We start from the raw sequence: 16,562 nt of genomic DNA on the forward strand, positions 1-16,562 counted from the left end.
ACAGCCCGTTTGGCCAAAAGGTGCTTGTCTTTTTCGGGCTTTATCGCTAATCGCCCCGCATCCGACCGGAACCAAGGTCCCGATGCTCAAGGAAAGAGACAATGGCAAAAGGTAAATTCGAGCGTAATAAGCCTCATGTGAACATCGGCACGATTGGTCACGTTGACCACGGCAAGACGTCGCTGACGGCGGCGATCACGAAGTATTTCGGCGAGTTCAAGGCGTATGACCAGATCGACGCTGCTCCCGAAGAGAAGGCTCGCGGCATCACGATTTCGACGGCACACGTTGAGTACGAGACGCCTGCTCGTCACTACGCTCACGTCGACTGCCCCGGCCACGCCGACTACGTCAAGAACATGATCACCGGTGCCGCCCAGATGGACGGCGCGATCCTGGTCGTTTCGGCTGCCGACGGCCCGATGCCGCAGACCCGCGAGCACATCCTGCTCGCCCGTCAGGTCGGCGTTCCGGCGCTGGTGGTGTTCCTGAACAAGGTTGACCTGGTCGACGACGAAGAGCTGCTCGAGCTGGTCGAGCTCGAGGTTCGCGAGCTTCTGTCGAAGTACGAGTTCCCCGGCGACGACATTCCGATGATCAAGGGTTCGGCTGTTGCTGCGCTCAACGATTCGGACAAGAAGATCGGCGAAGACGCGATCCGCGCCCTGATGGAAGCAGTCGACTCCTACATCCCGACGCCTGAGCGTCCGATCGACAAGCCGTTCCTGATGCCGATCGAAGACGTGTTCTCGATCTCGGGCCGTGGCACGGTTGTCACCGGTCGCGTCGAGCGCGGCGTCGTCAAGGTCGGCGAAGAACTCGAGATCGTCGGCATCCGCCCGACCTCGAAGACGACCTGCACGGGCGTTGAAATGTTCCGCAAGCTGCTCGACCAGGGCCAGGCCGGCGACAACATCGGCGCGCTGATCCGTGGCGTTGCCCGCGAAGACGTCGAGCGCGGCCAGGTTCTGGCCAAGCCGGGCACGGTGAAGCCGCACAAGAAGTTCGTGGCTGAAGCCTACATCCTGACCAAGGAAGAGGGTGGCCGTCACACGCCGTTCTTCACCAATTACCGTCCGCAGTTCTACTTCCGCACGACTGACGTGACGGGCATCGTGACGCTGCCGGAAGGCACCGAAATGGTCATGCCTGGCGACAACATCACCGTTGACGTCGAGCTGATCGTTCCGATCGCCATGGAAGAGAAGCTGCGCTTCGCTATCCGTGAAGGTGGCCGCACCGTCGGCGCCGGCATCGTCGCTTCGATCAAAGAATAATCGGCGCTTTCAGCGTCGAATGCATCAAGGGCGGCCTTCGGGCCGCCCTTTTTGTTTTTGGAGCCGGCACGTTGCAAGTCTTCGATCCCGCATTACTATCGCTCTACGTGACATCGGGTGGATCGTGGGGGCTCCATGGGGCAGGACTTGCGCGAGATCTGGCGGGGGATCGTCCTTACTTGCATGCTCGCAATCGCCTTCGCGCTACAATCAGCTGCGTCGGCGCAGGCGGCCAAGAGCAAGCCCGCCGAGGACGACATGGGGCCGCCGATGCGCTTTGTTGTCGTGCGCAGCTCTTCTCCGGGGTGCGAGCCCTTTTGTCCGGAATGGATTTCGGCTGAAGGCGCGATCGTGCGTGCGACGCCCGGCGAACTCAAGAAATTCCTCAAGAAGCTCGGCGACAAGCGGCTGCCTGTGATCGTCACCTCGCCAGGCGGCCATGTCGAGGCGGCCTGGGAGCTGGGCCGAATCCTGCGGGCGCGCAAGCTCGACATCGGCGTGGGACTTACGCGTTTTGTCGAATGTGCGCCCGGCCAGAACTGCAAGCTCGACCCGGCCAGGAAGGGAATCTATTCCGGCGCCCTGTACTCGGCCGGCGCCTACTGCGCCTCGGCCTGCTCGATGATGTTTGCGGGCGGCGTTCGCAGGCATGTCGGCCAATGGGCCTATATGGGCGTCCATCAGGTGACGTCTTACGTGACCCAGCAGAAGATCACCTATCGCGAGACCTATCGGATCGTGAAGGGCAAGAAGAAGACCGTCAGCCGCAAGGTCGTCGGCCGCAAGAACGTCGGCAGTTACACCACGACCAAGATGGGCAAGGCCTTCACGGCGAAGATGCTGGCCTACTACAAGGAGATGGGCGTGAAGGAGGCCATGTACGAGGCGGGGCAGAGTACGCCTGCTGCCGAGATGCGTCAGCTCGCGCCTGTCGAGATGCTCAACATGAACCTCATAACCAGCCTCGATGCCACTGATGTGCTGGTAAGCATCGAGAACTGCAAGGGCGCTGCACCCGCCGCAAACTGCATTCTGGCGCCGGGTGCCAAGATGCCGCCGTCAGCATATCCGAAGGCACTTGTGCCGGAGGGAGAAGCAATGTGGTTCGCCGTCGTGCGCTCGAGTGAAGCCGGTTGCGAACCAGGCTGCCCTGAGTGGATTTCGGCCGAAGGGCCAATTGATGCCGAGGCTGCGGTTCGCCTTCAGGCAATGCTGGCCGCGCTCGGCGATCGCAAGTTACCCTTGGTCGTCTCGACAGCTGGAGGCGACATGACCGCTACGATGGAAATGGGGCGCCTCATTCGCAAGAGCGGCCTGGACGTTGCCATCGGCAGTACCTTCTTCGTCGGCTGCAAGCCACGTGACAAGGATTGTACGGGTAGGGGGGCAGAAGGCACGCCTTACTTCGGGAATGCCACCTCGGGCGGGGGCGAATGCATCGGCAGCTGCGTGCTGATCCTTTCAGCTGGACGGGTGCGGCTCGCCGGAAACGGCGTCCTGCTGGGCTGGGAAGATCTGGCAAGAAACAAGGCAGTAGCTTCCTATGTCGATCAGATGGGCATGGATGCTGAGCTTGCAAGAGTGCGCCCGACACGCGAGCTGGACGACTACTGGCAGTTCCGTCTGATCCAAGCCAAGCTTTTGAGCCAGGGTGGCTCGGTCGATGTGGTGGTTGATGGTGAGATTTGCACACGGCTGCCAATGCCCGGAAACTGCCGCATGGCCGGCAGTGCGTTTTCCCAGTAGCGACGGTGCGTACCTATCGTATCTCTGCCGGTAGCGACCTCAAAGGACCGAAATCTGAACCTTTTCGCGCCGCAATAGGACGGAAGATTGCGGGCAAGGAGGAGGGCATCATGCTGATCGCACATTTGCCGGCTGGCTACATCATCGGCTCGGTCGCCCGGAGTGCTGCGCCCAAGGCGCCGGGGCTGATGCTTGCCGCCCTTGTCGGTAGCGTTGCTCCCGACTTCGATACCGCCTGGTTCTGGTTCGTCGACGATGGTGGCGTCCATCACCGTACCTATCCGACGCATTGGCCGCTGTTTTGGGCTTTGATCGCTGTGCTGGTCGTCCCGTTTGTTGCGGTCGTGGCGCCGCGCTGGAGGGCTGCGGCTGCAATCTTCTTCCTTGCCGTACTGTCGCACATGATTCTCGATTCCGTGACCGCGCCGATGTTCTGGCTGATGCCGTTCGACGAGCGGGCGGTGGAACTCGTGCCCATTCCGGCTGCCTATCCGCACTGGATCCTGAGCTTCGTGCTGCATTGGACCTTTGCGCTGGAGCTTGCCATTTGCGCGCTAGCTGGACTGATAGCGGCGAAAGATTTCAGGCAGCGCAAGCTGCTTGAACGCGGTGCTTGACCCAGTTGTGAAGGCGATGCTGCGGTGCGCAGGGCCCATGTGCGGACGGGGGCGGGGACTGCCATGTCAGGCAGCCTAGCGTCGTCGCGGTGAATGTTCACAACAAGCTGCAATCCACTCTTTACAGACGCCGTGGAAATCCTTAGGAAGCCGGTGCTGCGCAATTGATGCGCGGCGCAATGCACGGGCATAGCTCAGTTGGTAGAGCGGCGGTCTCCAAAACCGCAGGTCGTAGGTTCGAGCCCTGCTGCCCGTGCCAGTCTTGCCAGAATTCGCTTATTCAGGCATAACAGACTTTCTATAGCTGGGACGGGACGACTGGATGGTCCTGATGCAGCGTTCAAACGTAGTGAAGGTTCCTGCCACTTGCGTGGAAAGAGAATCGGCTCTATGTAGGCGAAACAGACACGCGGCGCGTGGGGCTGGGAAACCGGCTTTACGCGTCCGAATTGCATGGGCGGAATATTTGCGCTGATTCGGCGCGTGTTCGGTTCTTGCGGCAATATCTCCCGGTCACGGGATCATCCAGAAGTCCGGTCAACGGACGTTGAAAGCAGAGCGGCACATGGCGAAAACCACGAACCCCTTCACCTTTCTGCAGCAGGTAAGGTCGGAAACGGCGAAGGTGACGTGGCCGTCGCGGCGCGAGACGATCATCTCCACCGTCATGGTGCTGGGCTTTGCGGCCGTTGCGATGATCTTCTTTTTTGCCGCCGATCAGCTGATGGCCTTTGCGGTCGAGCAGATCCTGGGCATGGGCCGCTAAGGCTGCGAATACGGAGAGATTTCTGAGATGACCGCGCGCTGGTATATCGTCCACGCCTACTCGAACTTCGAAAAGAAGGTCGCCGAGGACATCGAGCACAAGGCCAAGCAGAAGGGCCTGAGCGACCAGATCGAGCAGATCGTCGTTCCGACCGAGAAGGTCGTTGAGGTTCGTCGCGGCCGCAAGGTCGATGCCGAGCGCAAGTTCTTCCCGGGCTATGTGCTGCTCAAGGCCAATCTGACGGACGCCGTGTTCTCGCTTGTGAAGAACACCCCGAAGGTCACTGGTTTCCTTGGCGATTCGAAGCCTGTGCCGATCACCGAGAGTGAGGCCCAGCGCATCCTGAATCAGGTTCAGGAAGGCGTCGAGCGTCCGAAGCCTTCGGTTACCTTCGAGATCGGCGAGGCGGTTCGCGTCTCCGACGGTCCGTTCGCCTCGTTCAACGGCTTCGTTCAGGAAGTCGACGAAGAGCGCGCGCGCCTCAAGGTGGAAGTTTCGATCTTCGGGCGCGCCGTGCCTGTCGATCTTGAATTCGGTCAGGTCGAGAAGGGCTGACCGAAGACGCCTGTCGCCGGTTTCGGTGGCAGGCAGCGTCGGGCGCATGCCTGACGCAAGCATGGTGGGAGAAGAGGCGGCTTAGCCGGTTGCCTTTTTCGCACCACCGAACTGCAACTGCCGGTTCATCCGGCGTAAAACGAAAGCAGGAAAGAGATGGCTAAGAAAATAGCAGGCCAGCTCAAGCTCCAGGTTTCCGCGGGTTCGGCGACGCCGTCGCCCCCGATCGGCCCGGCGCTTGGTCAGCGTGGCATCAATATCATGGAGTTCTGCAAGGCGTTCAACGCGCAGACCCAGGAGCTCGAGAAGGGGTCGCCGATCCCGGTCGTGATCACCTATTATCAGGACAAGTCGTTCACCTTCGTCATGAAGACGCCGCCGGTGAGCTACTTCCTGAAGAAGGCCGCCAACCTGAAGTCGGGCTCCAAGGAGCCGGGCAAGGTCAAGGCTGGCGAGATCAGCCGCGCCAAGGTGCGTGAGATCGCCGAGACCAAGATGAAGGACCTGAACGCGAACGACGTCGAAGCCGCCATCAAGATGGTTGAAGGCTCTGCCCGTTCGATGGGCCTGGAAGTGGTGGGCTGAGATCATGGCTAAGATTGCAAAGCGCGTTTCCAAGTCCCGCGAGGGCATCGATCCGAACCACGCCTACGGCCTCGGCGAAGCTCTCGAGCTGCTGAAGGCTCGTTCGTCGGTGAAGTTCGATGAGACCATCGAAGTCGCCATGAACCTCGGCGTCGATCCCCGTCATGCTGACCAGATGGTCCGCGGCGTGGTCAACCTGCCGAATGGCACGGGCCGTACCGTCCGCGTCGCCGTGTTCGCCAAGGACGCAAAGGCTGACGAAGCCCGCGCTGCCGGCGCCGACATCGTCGGTGCGGAAGACCTGGTCGAGATCGTCCAGAAGGGCCAGATCGACTTCGATCGCTGCATCGCCACCCCGGACATGATGCCGCTGGTCGGCCGTCTCGGTAAGGTTCTCGGCCCGCGCGGCATGATGCCGAACCCGAAGGTCGGCACCGTCACCACCGACGTCGCTGCTGCCGTCAAGGCATCGAAGGGCGGCGCTGTTGAGTTCCGCGTCGAGAAGGCTGGCATCATCCATGCCGGCGTCGGCAAGGTCTCGTTCGACGTCAAGGCGCTGGAAGAAAACATCCGCGCCTTCGCCGATGCGGTCAACAAGGCCAAGCCGTCGGGCGCCAAGGGCGTCTTCGTCAAGCGCGTGTCCGTCACCTCGACGATGGGCCCGGGCCTCAAGCTCGACCTCGGCACGCTCGCAGCGTCCTAAGTTGAATTCGGATCGACCTGCAACGGTCTGATCCTGAACAAGAATTCCGGGCCTCCGGGCCCGGATTTCGGAAGTTGGAAACAGCTTTCGAAATCCTGTCCGAGATTGCAGGTGGCTCGCCTTAATTCGTAAGGGCCTGCATGAGACGGGTGAAGACCGGACAAAGGAGCATCGCTCCAATGAAAGGTTCGAACCGTGTTTGCCTTTTGCCAGCTGTTGCAGGCGAAAAGGGGACAGGATCCTCGAGCGCCGTTCGGGTGATCCGGAATTTCTGGATTGCCCGCCCGGCAAAAGGCAACCCGATCCCTGTTTCCGGGAATGGAGCAGGGGTCAAACTGGAGATAGGCAGTGGATAGAGCGGAAAAACGCGAGCTCGTCACGAGCCTGAACGACGCCTTCAAGGGCGCCGGATCAGTCGTCGTGGCCCACTATGCCGGTATCACCGTCGCGCAAATGAACGATCTTCGTGTGAAGATGGGTCAGGCCGGCGGCACCGTCAAAGTCGCGAAGAACCGTCTCGCCAAAATCGCTCTTCAGGGCACGGGTTCCGAAGGCATCATCGATCTGTTCAAGGGACAGACGCTGGTTGCCTATTCGGAAGATCCGGTCACTGCGCCAAAGATCGCGTCCGAGTTCGCCAAGGGTAATGACAAGCTTGTCATCCTTGGCGGTGCTATGGGCTCGACCGCGCTCGACGCCGACGGTGTTAAGGCTCTCGCCACACTGCCGTCGCTCGACGAGCTGCGCGCAAAGCTGGTTGGAATGATTTCCACGCCGGCTACCCGGATTGCCCAGGTCGTCAACGCGCCGGCAGGTCAGCTTGCCCGCGTCTTTGGCGCATACGCCCGGAAGGACGAGGCGGCATGAGGCCGTTCCTCGCTGTCATCAACACACGTTCGAACTGATTGAAGGAATAGAAAAATGGCTGATCTCGCAAAGATCGTTGACGACCTGTCGGCCCTGACCGTCCTTGAGGCGGCTGAGCTGTCGAAGCTGCTCGAAGAGAAGTGGGGCGTCTCCGCTGCTGCTCCGGTGGCTGTTGCTGCCGTCGCTGGCGGTGCTGCTGCTGCTCCGGTCGAAGAGAAGACCGAATTCGACGTCATCCTGGCTTCGGCCGGCGACAAGAAGATCGAAGTCATCAAGGAAGTCCGCGCCATCACCGGCCTGGGCCTCAAGGAAGCCAAGGACCTCGTTGAAGGCGCTCCGAAGCCCGTCAAGGAAGGCGTTTCCAAGGCTGACGCCGAGAAGCTCAAGGCTCAGCTGGAAGCAGCTGGCGCCAAGATCGAGCTCAAGTAAGCACGGTTTCGGTGGGCGGCCTCGTTGCCGCCCACCGGCTCCCGTGTTCGGGGGATGAGAGGGAACCTATTTCCTGAGGGCCGGGTTGCGGCCTTCAGGAAACGGGTTTTCGCCCGTTTTGAATAGGCCGCCAAGGCGGCTCGTATGCAAGGTGAGCAGTAGCGAAGCTCACCCCAAGAAGGCAGCAAGGAGCGACGATGGCCCAGACCCAGACTTTCAATGGCCGCAGACGCGTACGCAAGTTCTTCGGAAAGATCCCCGAAGTTGCGGAGATGCCGAACCTGATCGAGGTTCAGAAGGCATCCTATGACCAGTTCCTGATGGTGGACGAGCCCAAGGGCGGACGTCCGGATGAGGGCCTGCAGGCCGTTTTCAAGTCGGTCTTCCCGATCTCCGACTTCTCCGGCGCCTCGATGCTGGAGTTCGTCAAGTACGAGTTCGAAGCACCGAAGTTCGACGTTGACGAATGCCGTCAGCGCGACCTGACTTTCGCTGCGCCACTGAAGGTGACGCTGCGCCTGATCGTGTTCGATATCGACGAGGATACCGGCGCGAAGTCGATCAAGGACATCAAGGAGCAGGACGTCTACATGGGCGACATGCCGCTCATGACGTCCAACGGCACCTTCATCGTCAACGGCACCGAGCGTGTCATCGTCTCGCAGATGCACCGTTCGCCTGGTGTGTTCTTCGACCATGACAAGGGCAAGTCGCACTCCTCGGGCAAGCTTCTGTTTGCCGCGCGCGTCATCCCCTATCGCGGCTCGTGGCTCGACATCGAGTTCGACAGCAAGGACATCGTCCACGCCCGTATCGACCGCCGCCGCAAGATCCCGGTGTCGTCGCTGCTGATGGCGCTCGGCATGGACGGCGAAGAGATCCTGTCGACCTTCTACAACAAGATCACCTACAAGAAGTCGGGCGACCACTGGCGCATTCCGTTCTCGGTCGATCGTTTCCGCGGCCTCAAGGCTGTTGGCGACCTGGTTGACGCCGACACTGGCGAGATCGTTGTCGAAGCCGGCAAGAAGATCACCGCGCGTCAGGCCAAGCAGCTTGCCGAAAAGGGTCTGAAGGCGATCAAGGCGACGGAAGACGATCTTTTCGGCAGCTACCTCGCTGAGGACATCGTCAACTATGCCACCGGCGAGATTTATCTGGAGGCCGGCGACGAGATCGATGAGAAGACGCTGAAGACGCTGCTGGCGGCTGGCGAGGAAGAAATCAACATCCTCGACATCGACCACATCAACGTCGGCGGCTACATCCGCAACACGCTGGCCGTGGACAAGAACGAGAGCCGCCAGGACGCTCTGTTCGACATCTATCGTGTCATGCGTCCGGGCGAGCCGCCCACCATCGACACCGCCGAAGCGATGTTCAACTCGCTGTTCTTCGACGCCGAGCGCTACGACCTGTCGGCCGTCGGCCGCGTCAAGATGAACATGCGTCTCGAACTCGACGCCGCTGACACCGTTCGTGTGCTGCGCAAGGAAGACATCCTTGCCGTGGTCAAGACGCTGGTCGAACTGCGCGACGGCAAGGGCGAGATCGACGACATCGACAACCTCGGCAACCGCCGTGTCCGTTCGGTCGGCGAGCTTATGGAAAACCAATACCGCGTCGGCCTGCTCCGCATGGAGCGCGCGATCAAGGAGCGTATGTCCTCGATCGAGATCGACACGGTGATGCCGCAGGACCTGATCAACGCCAAGCCCGCGGCTGCTGCGGTGCGCGAGTTCTTCGGTTCGTCGCAGCTGTCGCAGTTCATGGACCAGACCAACCCGCTCTCGGAAATCACCCACAAGCGTCGTCTTTCGGCGCTTGGACCCGGTGGTCTGACCCGCGAGCGCGCCGGTTTCGAAGTCCGCGACGTTCACCCGACGCACTACGGCCGTATCTGCCCGATCGAAACGCCGGAAGGCCCGAACATCGGTCTGATCAACTCGCTGGCCACCTTCGCACGTGTCAACAAGTACGGCTTCATCGAGAGCCCGTACCGCAAGATCGTCGACGGCAAGCTGACCAACGACGTGGTCTACCTGTCGGCTATGGAAGAGGCCAAGCACTTCGTTGCCCAGGCCAACGCCGAGCTCGACAAGAACGGCCATTTCGTCGACGAGTTCGTCATTTGCCGTAACGCCGGCGAAGTGATGATGGCGCCGCGCGAAAACGTCGACTTGATGGACGTTTCGCCGAAGCAGATGGTGTCGGTCGCTGCCGCGCTGATCCCGTTCCTGGAAAACGACGACGCCAACCGCGCTCTGATGGGCTCGAACATGCAGCGTCAGGCCGTGCCGCTGGTGCGCGCCGAGGCTCCGTTCGTCGGCACCGGCATGGAGCCGATCGTCGCCCGTGACTCGGGTGCTGCGATCGGTGCGCGCCGCGGCGGTATCGTCGATCAGGTCGATGCGACCCGTATCGTCATCCGTGCGACGGAAGACCTCGAGGCCGGCAAGTCCGGCGTCGACATCTACCGCCTGATGAAGTTCCAGCGTTCGAACCAGAACACCTGCATCAACCAGCGTCCGCTGGTGCGTATGGGTGACCGGGTCAACAAGGGCGACATCATTGCTGACGGTCCGTCGACCGATCTCGGCGATCTGGCGCTCGGCCGGAACGTGCTCGTCGCGTTCATGCCGTGGAACGGCTACAACTACGAGGACTCGATCCTGCTCTCCGAGCGTATTGTGGCCGACGACGTCTTCACCTCGATCCACATCGAGGAGTTCGAGGTCATGGCGCGCGACACCAAGCTTGGGCCTGAGGAAATCACGCGCGACATTCCGAACGTCTCGGAAGAAGCGCTGAAGAACCTCGACGAAGCCGGTATCGTCTATATCGGCGCTGAGGTTCAGCCGGGCGACATCCTGGTCGGCAAGATCACGCCGAAGGGCGAAAGCCCGATGACGCCGGAAGAGAAGCTTCTGCGCGCCATCTTCGGTGAAAAGGCGTCCGACGTCCGTGACACCTCCATGCGTATGCCGCCCGGAACCTACGGTACGGTCGTCGAAGTGCGCGTCTTCAACCGCCACGGCGTGGAGAAGGACGAGCGCGCGATGGCGATCGAGCGCGAGGAAATCGAGCGTCTCGCAAAGGACCGCGACGACGAACAGGCGATCCTCGACCGCAACGTCTACAGCCGTCTGAGCGACATGCTCGTCGGCAAGGACGCGATTGCCGGACCGAAGGGCTTCAAGAAGGGCTCTACGCTGGCTCGGGAGACGCTTGTCGACTACCCGCGTTCGCAGTGGTGGCAGTTCGCCGTCGAAGACGAGAAGATGCAGGGTGAGCTTGAAGCTCTGCGCGGCCAGTACGACGACTCCAAGAAGCAGCTCGAGCAGCGCTTCATGGACAAGGTCGAAAAGGTGCAGCGCGGCGACGAGATGCCCCCCGGCGTCATGAAGATGGTCAAGGTCTTCGTCGCGGTGAAGCGTAAGATGCAGCCCGGCGACAAGATGGCCGGCCGTCACGGCAACAAGGGTGTCGTGTCGCGCATCGTTCCTGTCGAGGACATGCCGTTCCTCGAAGACGGAACGCACGCCGACATCGTGCTCAACCCGCTGGGCGTGCCTTCGCGCATGAACGTCGGTCAGATCCTCGAAACCCATCTCGGCTGGGCTTGCGCCGGCATGGGCAGGAAGATCGGTGAGCTCATCGAAGCGTACAAGCAGAGCGGCGACATCAAGCCGCTTCGCCAGACGATCGAGAGCATCATCCCCGACAACGACCGCAACGAGCCGGTCCGCGACTACGACGACGAGTCCATCGTTCGCCTTGGCGATCAGATGAAGCGCGGCGTCTCCATCGCGACCCCGGTGTTCGACGGTGCGCACGAGGCCAACATCAACGAGATGCTGTCCCAGGCGGGTCTGCACACCTCGGGCCAGTCGCAGCTCTACGACGGACGTACGGGCGAGCCGTTCGACCGCAAGGTGACCATGGGCTACATCTACATGCTCAAGCTTCACCACCTGGTCGACGACAAGATCCACGCCCGTTCGATCGGCCCGTACTCGCTCGTCACCCAGCAGCCGCTGGGCGGTAAGGCGCAGTTCGGCGGTCAGCGCTTCGGCGAAATGGAGGTCTGGGCACTCGAAGCCTACGGTGCGGCCTACACGCTGCAGGAAATGCTGACGGTGAAGTCGGACGACGTCGCCGGCCGTACCAAGGTCTACGAGGCAATCGTGCGCGGCGACGACACGTTCGAAGCGGGCATCCCCGAGAGCTTCAACGTTCTCGTCAAGGAAATGCGCTCGCTCGGCCTCAACGTCGAGCTGGAGAACACCAAGCTCGACGACACCCAGCAGCGCCTTCCGGACGCTGCCGAGTAAGAAAGAGTGGCGCGCCGCGGGTTGACCCCCGCGGCGCAGCCGCAGGGCACGATCCCGGTTTCGGTCAGATCGCGCTTCTTAGATGAGAATTCTTCGGCCACTGGTCGACACGTATGGCGGGCACGTTGGCCCGCACCCGATGCAAAGGGGCTTTCGAGGGCCCCGAAAAGGAGAACGACATGAACCAAGAGGTCATGAATCTCTTCAACCCGCAGGCCCCTGCGCAGGTGTTCGATTCCATCCGGATTTCGCTCGCCAGTCCCGAGAAGATCCTGTCCTGGTCGTTCGGCGAGATCAAGAAGCCCGAGACGATCAACTACCGTACCTTCAAGCCGGAGCGCGACGGCCTGTTCTGCGCCCGCATCTTCGGCCCGATCAAGGACTACGAATGCTTGTGCGGTAAGTACAAGCGCATGAAGTACAAGGGCGTCATCTGCGAAAAGTGCGGCGTTGAAGTCACGCTGTCGCGCGTCCGTCGCGAGCGCATGGGTCACATCGAGCTCGCAGCGCCCGTCGCCCACATCTGGTTCCTGAAGTCGCTGCCGAGCCGCATCGGCACGCTGCTCGACATGACCCTCAAGGACATCGAGCGCGTTCTGTATTTCGAGAACTACATCGTCACCGAGCCGGGCCTCACCGCGCTGAAGGAGCATCAGCTTCTCAGCGAGGAGGAGTACATGCTTGCCGTCGACGAGTACGGCGAAGACAGCTTCACCGCCATGATCGGCGCCGAGGCCATCCATGACCTGCTTGCCAGCATGGACCTGGAGAAAATCGCCGGCGACCTGCGTACGGAGCTCGCTTCGACGACGTCGGAACTCAAGCAGAAGAAGTATCTCAAGCGCCTCAAGGTGGTCGAGAACTTCATGGAATCGGGCAACCGTCCCGAGTGGATGATCATGAAGGTCGTGCCGGTGATCCCGCCGGATCTGCGTCCGCTGGTCCCGCTGGACGGCGGCCGCTTTGCGACCTCCGACCTGAACGACCTCTATCGTCGCGTCATCAACCGCAACAACCGTCTGAAGCGCCTGATCGAGCTCCGCGCGCCGGGGATCATCATCCGCAACGAGAAGCGCATGCTGCAGGAGGCTGTCGACGCACTGTTCGACAACGGCCGCCGCGGTCGCGTCATCACGGGTGCCAACAAGCGCCCGCTGAAGTCGCTGTCCGACATGCTCAAGGGCAAGCAGGGCCGCTTCCGTCAGAACCTGCTCGGCAAGCGCGTCGATTATTCCGGCCGTTCGGTCATCGTGACCGGTCCGGAGCTGAAGCTGCACCAGTGCGGCCTGCCGAAGAAGATGGCGCTCGAGCTGTTCAAGCCGTTCATCTATGCGCGTCTCGACGCCAAGGGTTACTCCTCGACCGTCAAGCAGGCCAAGAAGCTGGTCGAAAAGGAAAAGCCTGAAGTTTGGGATATCCTCGACGAGGTCATCCGCGAGCATCCGGTCCTGCTCAACCGCGCGCCTACGCTGCACCGCCTGGGCATCCAGGCCTTCGAACCCACTCTGATCGAAGGCAAGGCCATCCAGTTGCACCCGCTCGTCTGCACGGCCTTCAACGCCGACTTCGACGGCGACCAGATGGCTGTTCACGTTCCGCTGTCGCTCGAGGCTCAGCTCGAAGCGCGCGTGCTGATGATGTCGACCAACAACATCCTGCACCCGGCTTCCGGCGCGCCGATCATCGTTCCGTCGCAGGACATGGTTCTCGGTCTCTACTATCTCTCGATCGTCAACCAGAACGAGCCGGGTGAGGGCATGGTGTTTGCCGATATGGGCGAACTCCAGCACGCGCTAGAGACCAAGGCTGTGACGCTGCACGCCAAGATCAAGGGTCGCTTCCGCACGGTCGACGCCGAAGGCAACGAAGTGTCGAAGATCTACGACACCACGCCTGGCCGCATGATCCTCGGCGAACTGCTGCCGAAGAACGTCAACGTGCCTTACGAGACCGCAAACCAGGAGATGACCAAGAAGAACATCTCCAAGATGATCGACACCGTCTACCGCCACTGCGGTCAGAAAGAGACGGTCATCTTCTGCGATCGCATCATGGCTCTCGGCTTTGCGCACGCCTGCCGTGCCGGCATTTCGTTCGGCAAGGACGACATGCTCATTCCTGATACGAAGCACGGCCTGGTCGAACAGACCGAAGCGCTCGCGAAGGAATACGAGCAGCAGTACAATGACGGCCTGATCACTCAGGGCGAGAAGTACAACAAGGTCGTCGACGCCTGGGCCAAGTGCTCGGAAAAGGTCGCCGACGAAATGATGGCGCGCATCAAGGCGGTGGAATTCGAGGACAACGGTCGTCAAAAGCCGATGAACTCGATCTACATGATGTCGCACTCGGGTGCCCGCGGTTCGCCCACCCAGATGCGTCAGCTCGCCGGTATGCGCGGCCTCATGGCCAAGCCGTCGGGCGAAATCATCGAGACGCCGATCATCTCGAACTTCAAGGAAGGTCTGACCGTTCTTGAATACTTCAACTCGACCCACGGCGCCCGTAAGGGTCTCGCGGATACCGCGTTGAAGACGGCCAACTCGGGTTACCTGACCCGTCGTCTCGTCGACGTGGCCCAGGATTGCATCGTCAACTCCGTGGATTGCGGCACCGAGAAGGGCCTCACCATGCAGCCGATCGTCGATGCCGGTCAGGTCGTTGCGTCGCTCGGCCAGCGTATCCTTGGCCGTACCGCGCTCGACGACATCAACCACCCGGTGACCGGCGACCTGCTGGTCAAGGGCGGTACGCTGATGGACGAGCGCGACATCGAAGTCATCGAGAAGGCTGGCGTTCAGACCGTCCGCATCCGCTCGGCGCTGACCTGCGAAGTCAAGGTCGGCGTCTGCGCGGTCTGCTACGGTCGCGATCTGGCACGCGGTACCCCTGTCAACCAGGGCGAAGCTGTCGGCGTCATCGCCGCTCAGTCGATCGGCGAGCCGGGCACGCAGCTCACCATGCGTACCTTCCACATGGGCGGTACGGCACAGGTGGTGGACTCGTCCTTCCTCGAAGCCTCGTATGAAGGTGTTGTGCAGGTCCGCAACCGCAACGTCGTCCGCAACTCGGACGGCAACCTGGTGGTGATGGGCCGTAACATGGCGATCCTGATCCTCGACGAGACCGGCAAGGAGCGCGCCACGCACCGCGTCACTTATGGTTCGCGTATCTTTGTGGACGATGGCGACAAGGTGAAGCGCGGCCAGCGTATCGCCGAGTGGGATCCCTATACCCGTCCGATCCTCACCGAAATCGAGGGTCGTGCGGCGTTCGAAGACCTCGTCGACGGCATCTCCGTTCAGGAAACGGCCGACGAGTCGACCGGCATCACCAAGCGTGAGGTCATCGACTGGCGCTCGACGCCGCGCGGTTCGGATCTCAAGCCGGCGATCGTCGTTCAGGACGCCAAGGGTAAGGTCGGTAAGCTGTCGAAGGGTGGCGATGCCCGCTTCCTGCTCTCGGTCGAGGCCATTCTTTCGGTCGAACCGGGCGCACATGTGAAGCCGGGCGACGTGCTGGCGCGTATCCCGATGGAAAGCGCGAAGACGAAGGACATCACCGGCGGTCTGCCGCGTGTTGCCGAACTCTTCGAAGCCCGTCGTCCGAAGGATCACGCCATCATTGCCGAGATCGACGGCACGGTCCGCTTCGGCCGCGACTACAAGAACAAGCGCCGCATCATCATCGAGCCGCATGACTCGACGCTTGAGCCGGTCGAATACCTGATCCCGAAGGGCAAGCCGTTCCACCTCCAGGACGGCGACGCGATCGAGAAGGGCGACTACATCCTCGACGGCAACCCCGCGCCGCACGACATCCTGGCGATCAAGGGCGTGGAAGCTTTGGCTTCCTACCTGGTCAACGAAATCCAGGAAGTCTACCGACTGCAGGGCGTGTCGATCAACGACAAGCACATCGAGGTCATCGTTCGTCAGATGCTGCAGAAGATCGAAATCACCGTTCAGGGTGACTCGGTCTACATCCCGGGTGATCATGTCGACGTCATCGAGTTCGACGAGATCAACGATCGCCTGATCGAGGAAGGCAAGAAGCCTGCCGAAGGTCAGCCGGTTCTGCTCGGTATCACCAAGGCATCGCTGCAGACGCCGTCCTTCATCTCGGCCGCTTCCTTCCAGGAAACGACCCGCGTGCTCACCGAAGCAGCAGTTGCCGGCAAGACCGACATGCTGCAGGGCCTGAAGGAAAACGTCATCGTCGGCCGCCTGATCCCGGCCGGTACGGGTGGCATGATGAGCCAGATCCGGCGCATCGCCACCTCGCGCGACGAACTGATCCTCGACGAGCGCCGCAAGCTCTCGGGCGCGGAAGTTGCCGAGCCGATCCTGACCGACATGGTCAACGCCGCTCAGTAAGAGCGTCGACGACAGAGACAAAAAAAAGCCGCCGGAGCGATCCGGCGGCTTTTTGCTGTTCGGGGTGTGCATGTTCGGCCTGCACGCCAATAGGCTTAGGTTCTCCGGCGCCGACTGCTTGGTATGGCTGTTCGGCCGCACGCAATTTTAGCGGCCTGGCGCCTCGGGTATGGATCTTTGGGTAAGCTAGCAGTTCGGCCGGCGAGGCGGGTTGCTTCTGTCCGGCGTGGTCGCCGTCATCGCCGCGCCTTCATCATAATGCAGCGCGCCTTTGGGCTGGAGACGCGGGTGAGGGCGATCCTTTGAG

11 protein-coding genes and 1 tRNA gene are annotated in these 16,562 nt (G+C 61.4%); all 12 read left to right on the forward strand.

Translation table 11 applies throughout. From position 1 onward, the window contains the following. Nucleotides 1-101: 101 nt before the first annotated feature. Nucleotides 102-1,277: an elongation factor Tu gene (gene tuf, locus B015_RS0111415; RefSeq protein ID WP_026227168.1), complete on the forward strand. Its 1,176-nt coding sequence runs from the start codon at nt 102-104 to the stop codon at nt 1,275-1,277. Nucleotides 1,278-1,460: 183 nt separating this feature from the next. Further along, a complete protein-coding gene (locus B015_RS0111420; RefSeq protein WP_018427827.1) occupies nt 1,461-3,023 on the forward strand; it encodes a hypothetical protein in 1,563 nt (520 codons plus the stop codon). Nucleotides 3,024-3,133: 110 nt separating this feature from the next. Continuing rightward, nucleotides 3,134-3,640 carry a metal-dependent hydrolase gene (locus B015_RS0111425; RefSeq protein WP_018427828.1) on the forward strand — a complete coding sequence of 169 codons (507 nt, stop codon included), beginning with the start codon at nt 3,134-3,136 and terminating at the stop codon, nt 3,638-3,640. 183 nt (nt 3,641-3,823) lie between these two features. Next, nucleotides 3,824-3,899: transfer RNA gene (locus tag B015_RS0111430), tRNA-Trp, on the forward strand. Between the two features lie 306 nt (nt 3,900-4,205). After that, nucleotides 4,206-4,406, forward strand: coding sequence for a preprotein translocase subunit SecE (secE, locus tag B015_RS0111435; RefSeq protein WP_018427829.1), 201 nt, complete (start codon nt 4,206-4,208; stop codon nt 4,404-4,406). A gap of 27 nt (nt 4,407-4,433) precedes the next feature. Then, complete coding sequence (gene nusG / locus B015_RS0111440; protein ID WP_018427830.1) at nt 4,434-4,961, forward strand: transcription termination/antitermination protein NusG; 528 nt, start codon at nt 4,434-4,436, stop codon at nt 4,959-4,961. A gap of 156 nt (nt 4,962-5,117) precedes the next feature. Further along, the gene (gene rplK / locus B015_RS0111445) at nt 5,118-5,546 is read left to right on the forward strand and encodes a 50S ribosomal protein L11 (protein WP_018427831.1); all 429 of its coding nucleotides are present in this window, start codon (nt 5,118-5,120) and stop codon (nt 5,544-5,546) included. Between the two features lie 4 nt (nt 5,547-5,550). Further along, a complete protein-coding gene (rplA, locus tag B015_RS0111450; RefSeq protein WP_018427832.1) occupies nt 5,551-6,249 on the forward strand; it encodes a 50S ribosomal protein L1 in 699 nt (232 codons plus the stop codon). 348 nt (nt 6,250-6,597) lie between these two features. After that, nucleotides 6,598-7,116, forward strand: a complete 519-nt coding sequence (rplJ, locus tag B015_RS0111455; protein ID WP_018427833.1) for a 50S ribosomal protein L10 — start codon at nt 6,598-6,600, stop codon at nt 7,114-7,116. Between the two features lie 54 nt (nt 7,117-7,170). After that, nucleotides 7,171-7,545: a 50S ribosomal protein L7/L12 gene (rplL, locus tag B015_RS0111460; RefSeq protein ID WP_018427834.1), complete on the forward strand. Its 375-nt coding sequence runs from the start codon at nt 7,171-7,173 to the stop codon at nt 7,543-7,545. A gap of 197 nt (nt 7,546-7,742) precedes the next feature. Further along, nucleotides 7,743-11,879, forward strand: a complete 4,137-nt coding sequence (gene rpoB / locus B015_RS0111465) for a DNA-directed RNA polymerase subunit beta (protein WP_018427835.1) — start codon at nt 7,743-7,745, stop codon at nt 11,877-11,879. A 179-nt stretch (nt 11,880-12,058) separates the two neighbouring features. Further along, nucleotides 12,059-16,255 carry a DNA-directed RNA polymerase subunit beta' gene (gene rpoC, locus B015_RS0111470; protein ID WP_026227170.1) on the forward strand — a complete coding sequence of 1,399 codons (4,197 nt, stop codon included), beginning with the start codon at nt 12,059-12,061 and terminating at the stop codon, nt 16,253-16,255. The last annotated feature ends 307 nt before the right edge of the window (nt 16,256-16,562 follow it).

This window comes from Hoeflea sp. 108, assembly GCF_000372965.1.
Lineage (GTDB): Bacteria > Pseudomonadota > Alphaproteobacteria > Rhizobiales > Rhizobiaceae > Aminobacter.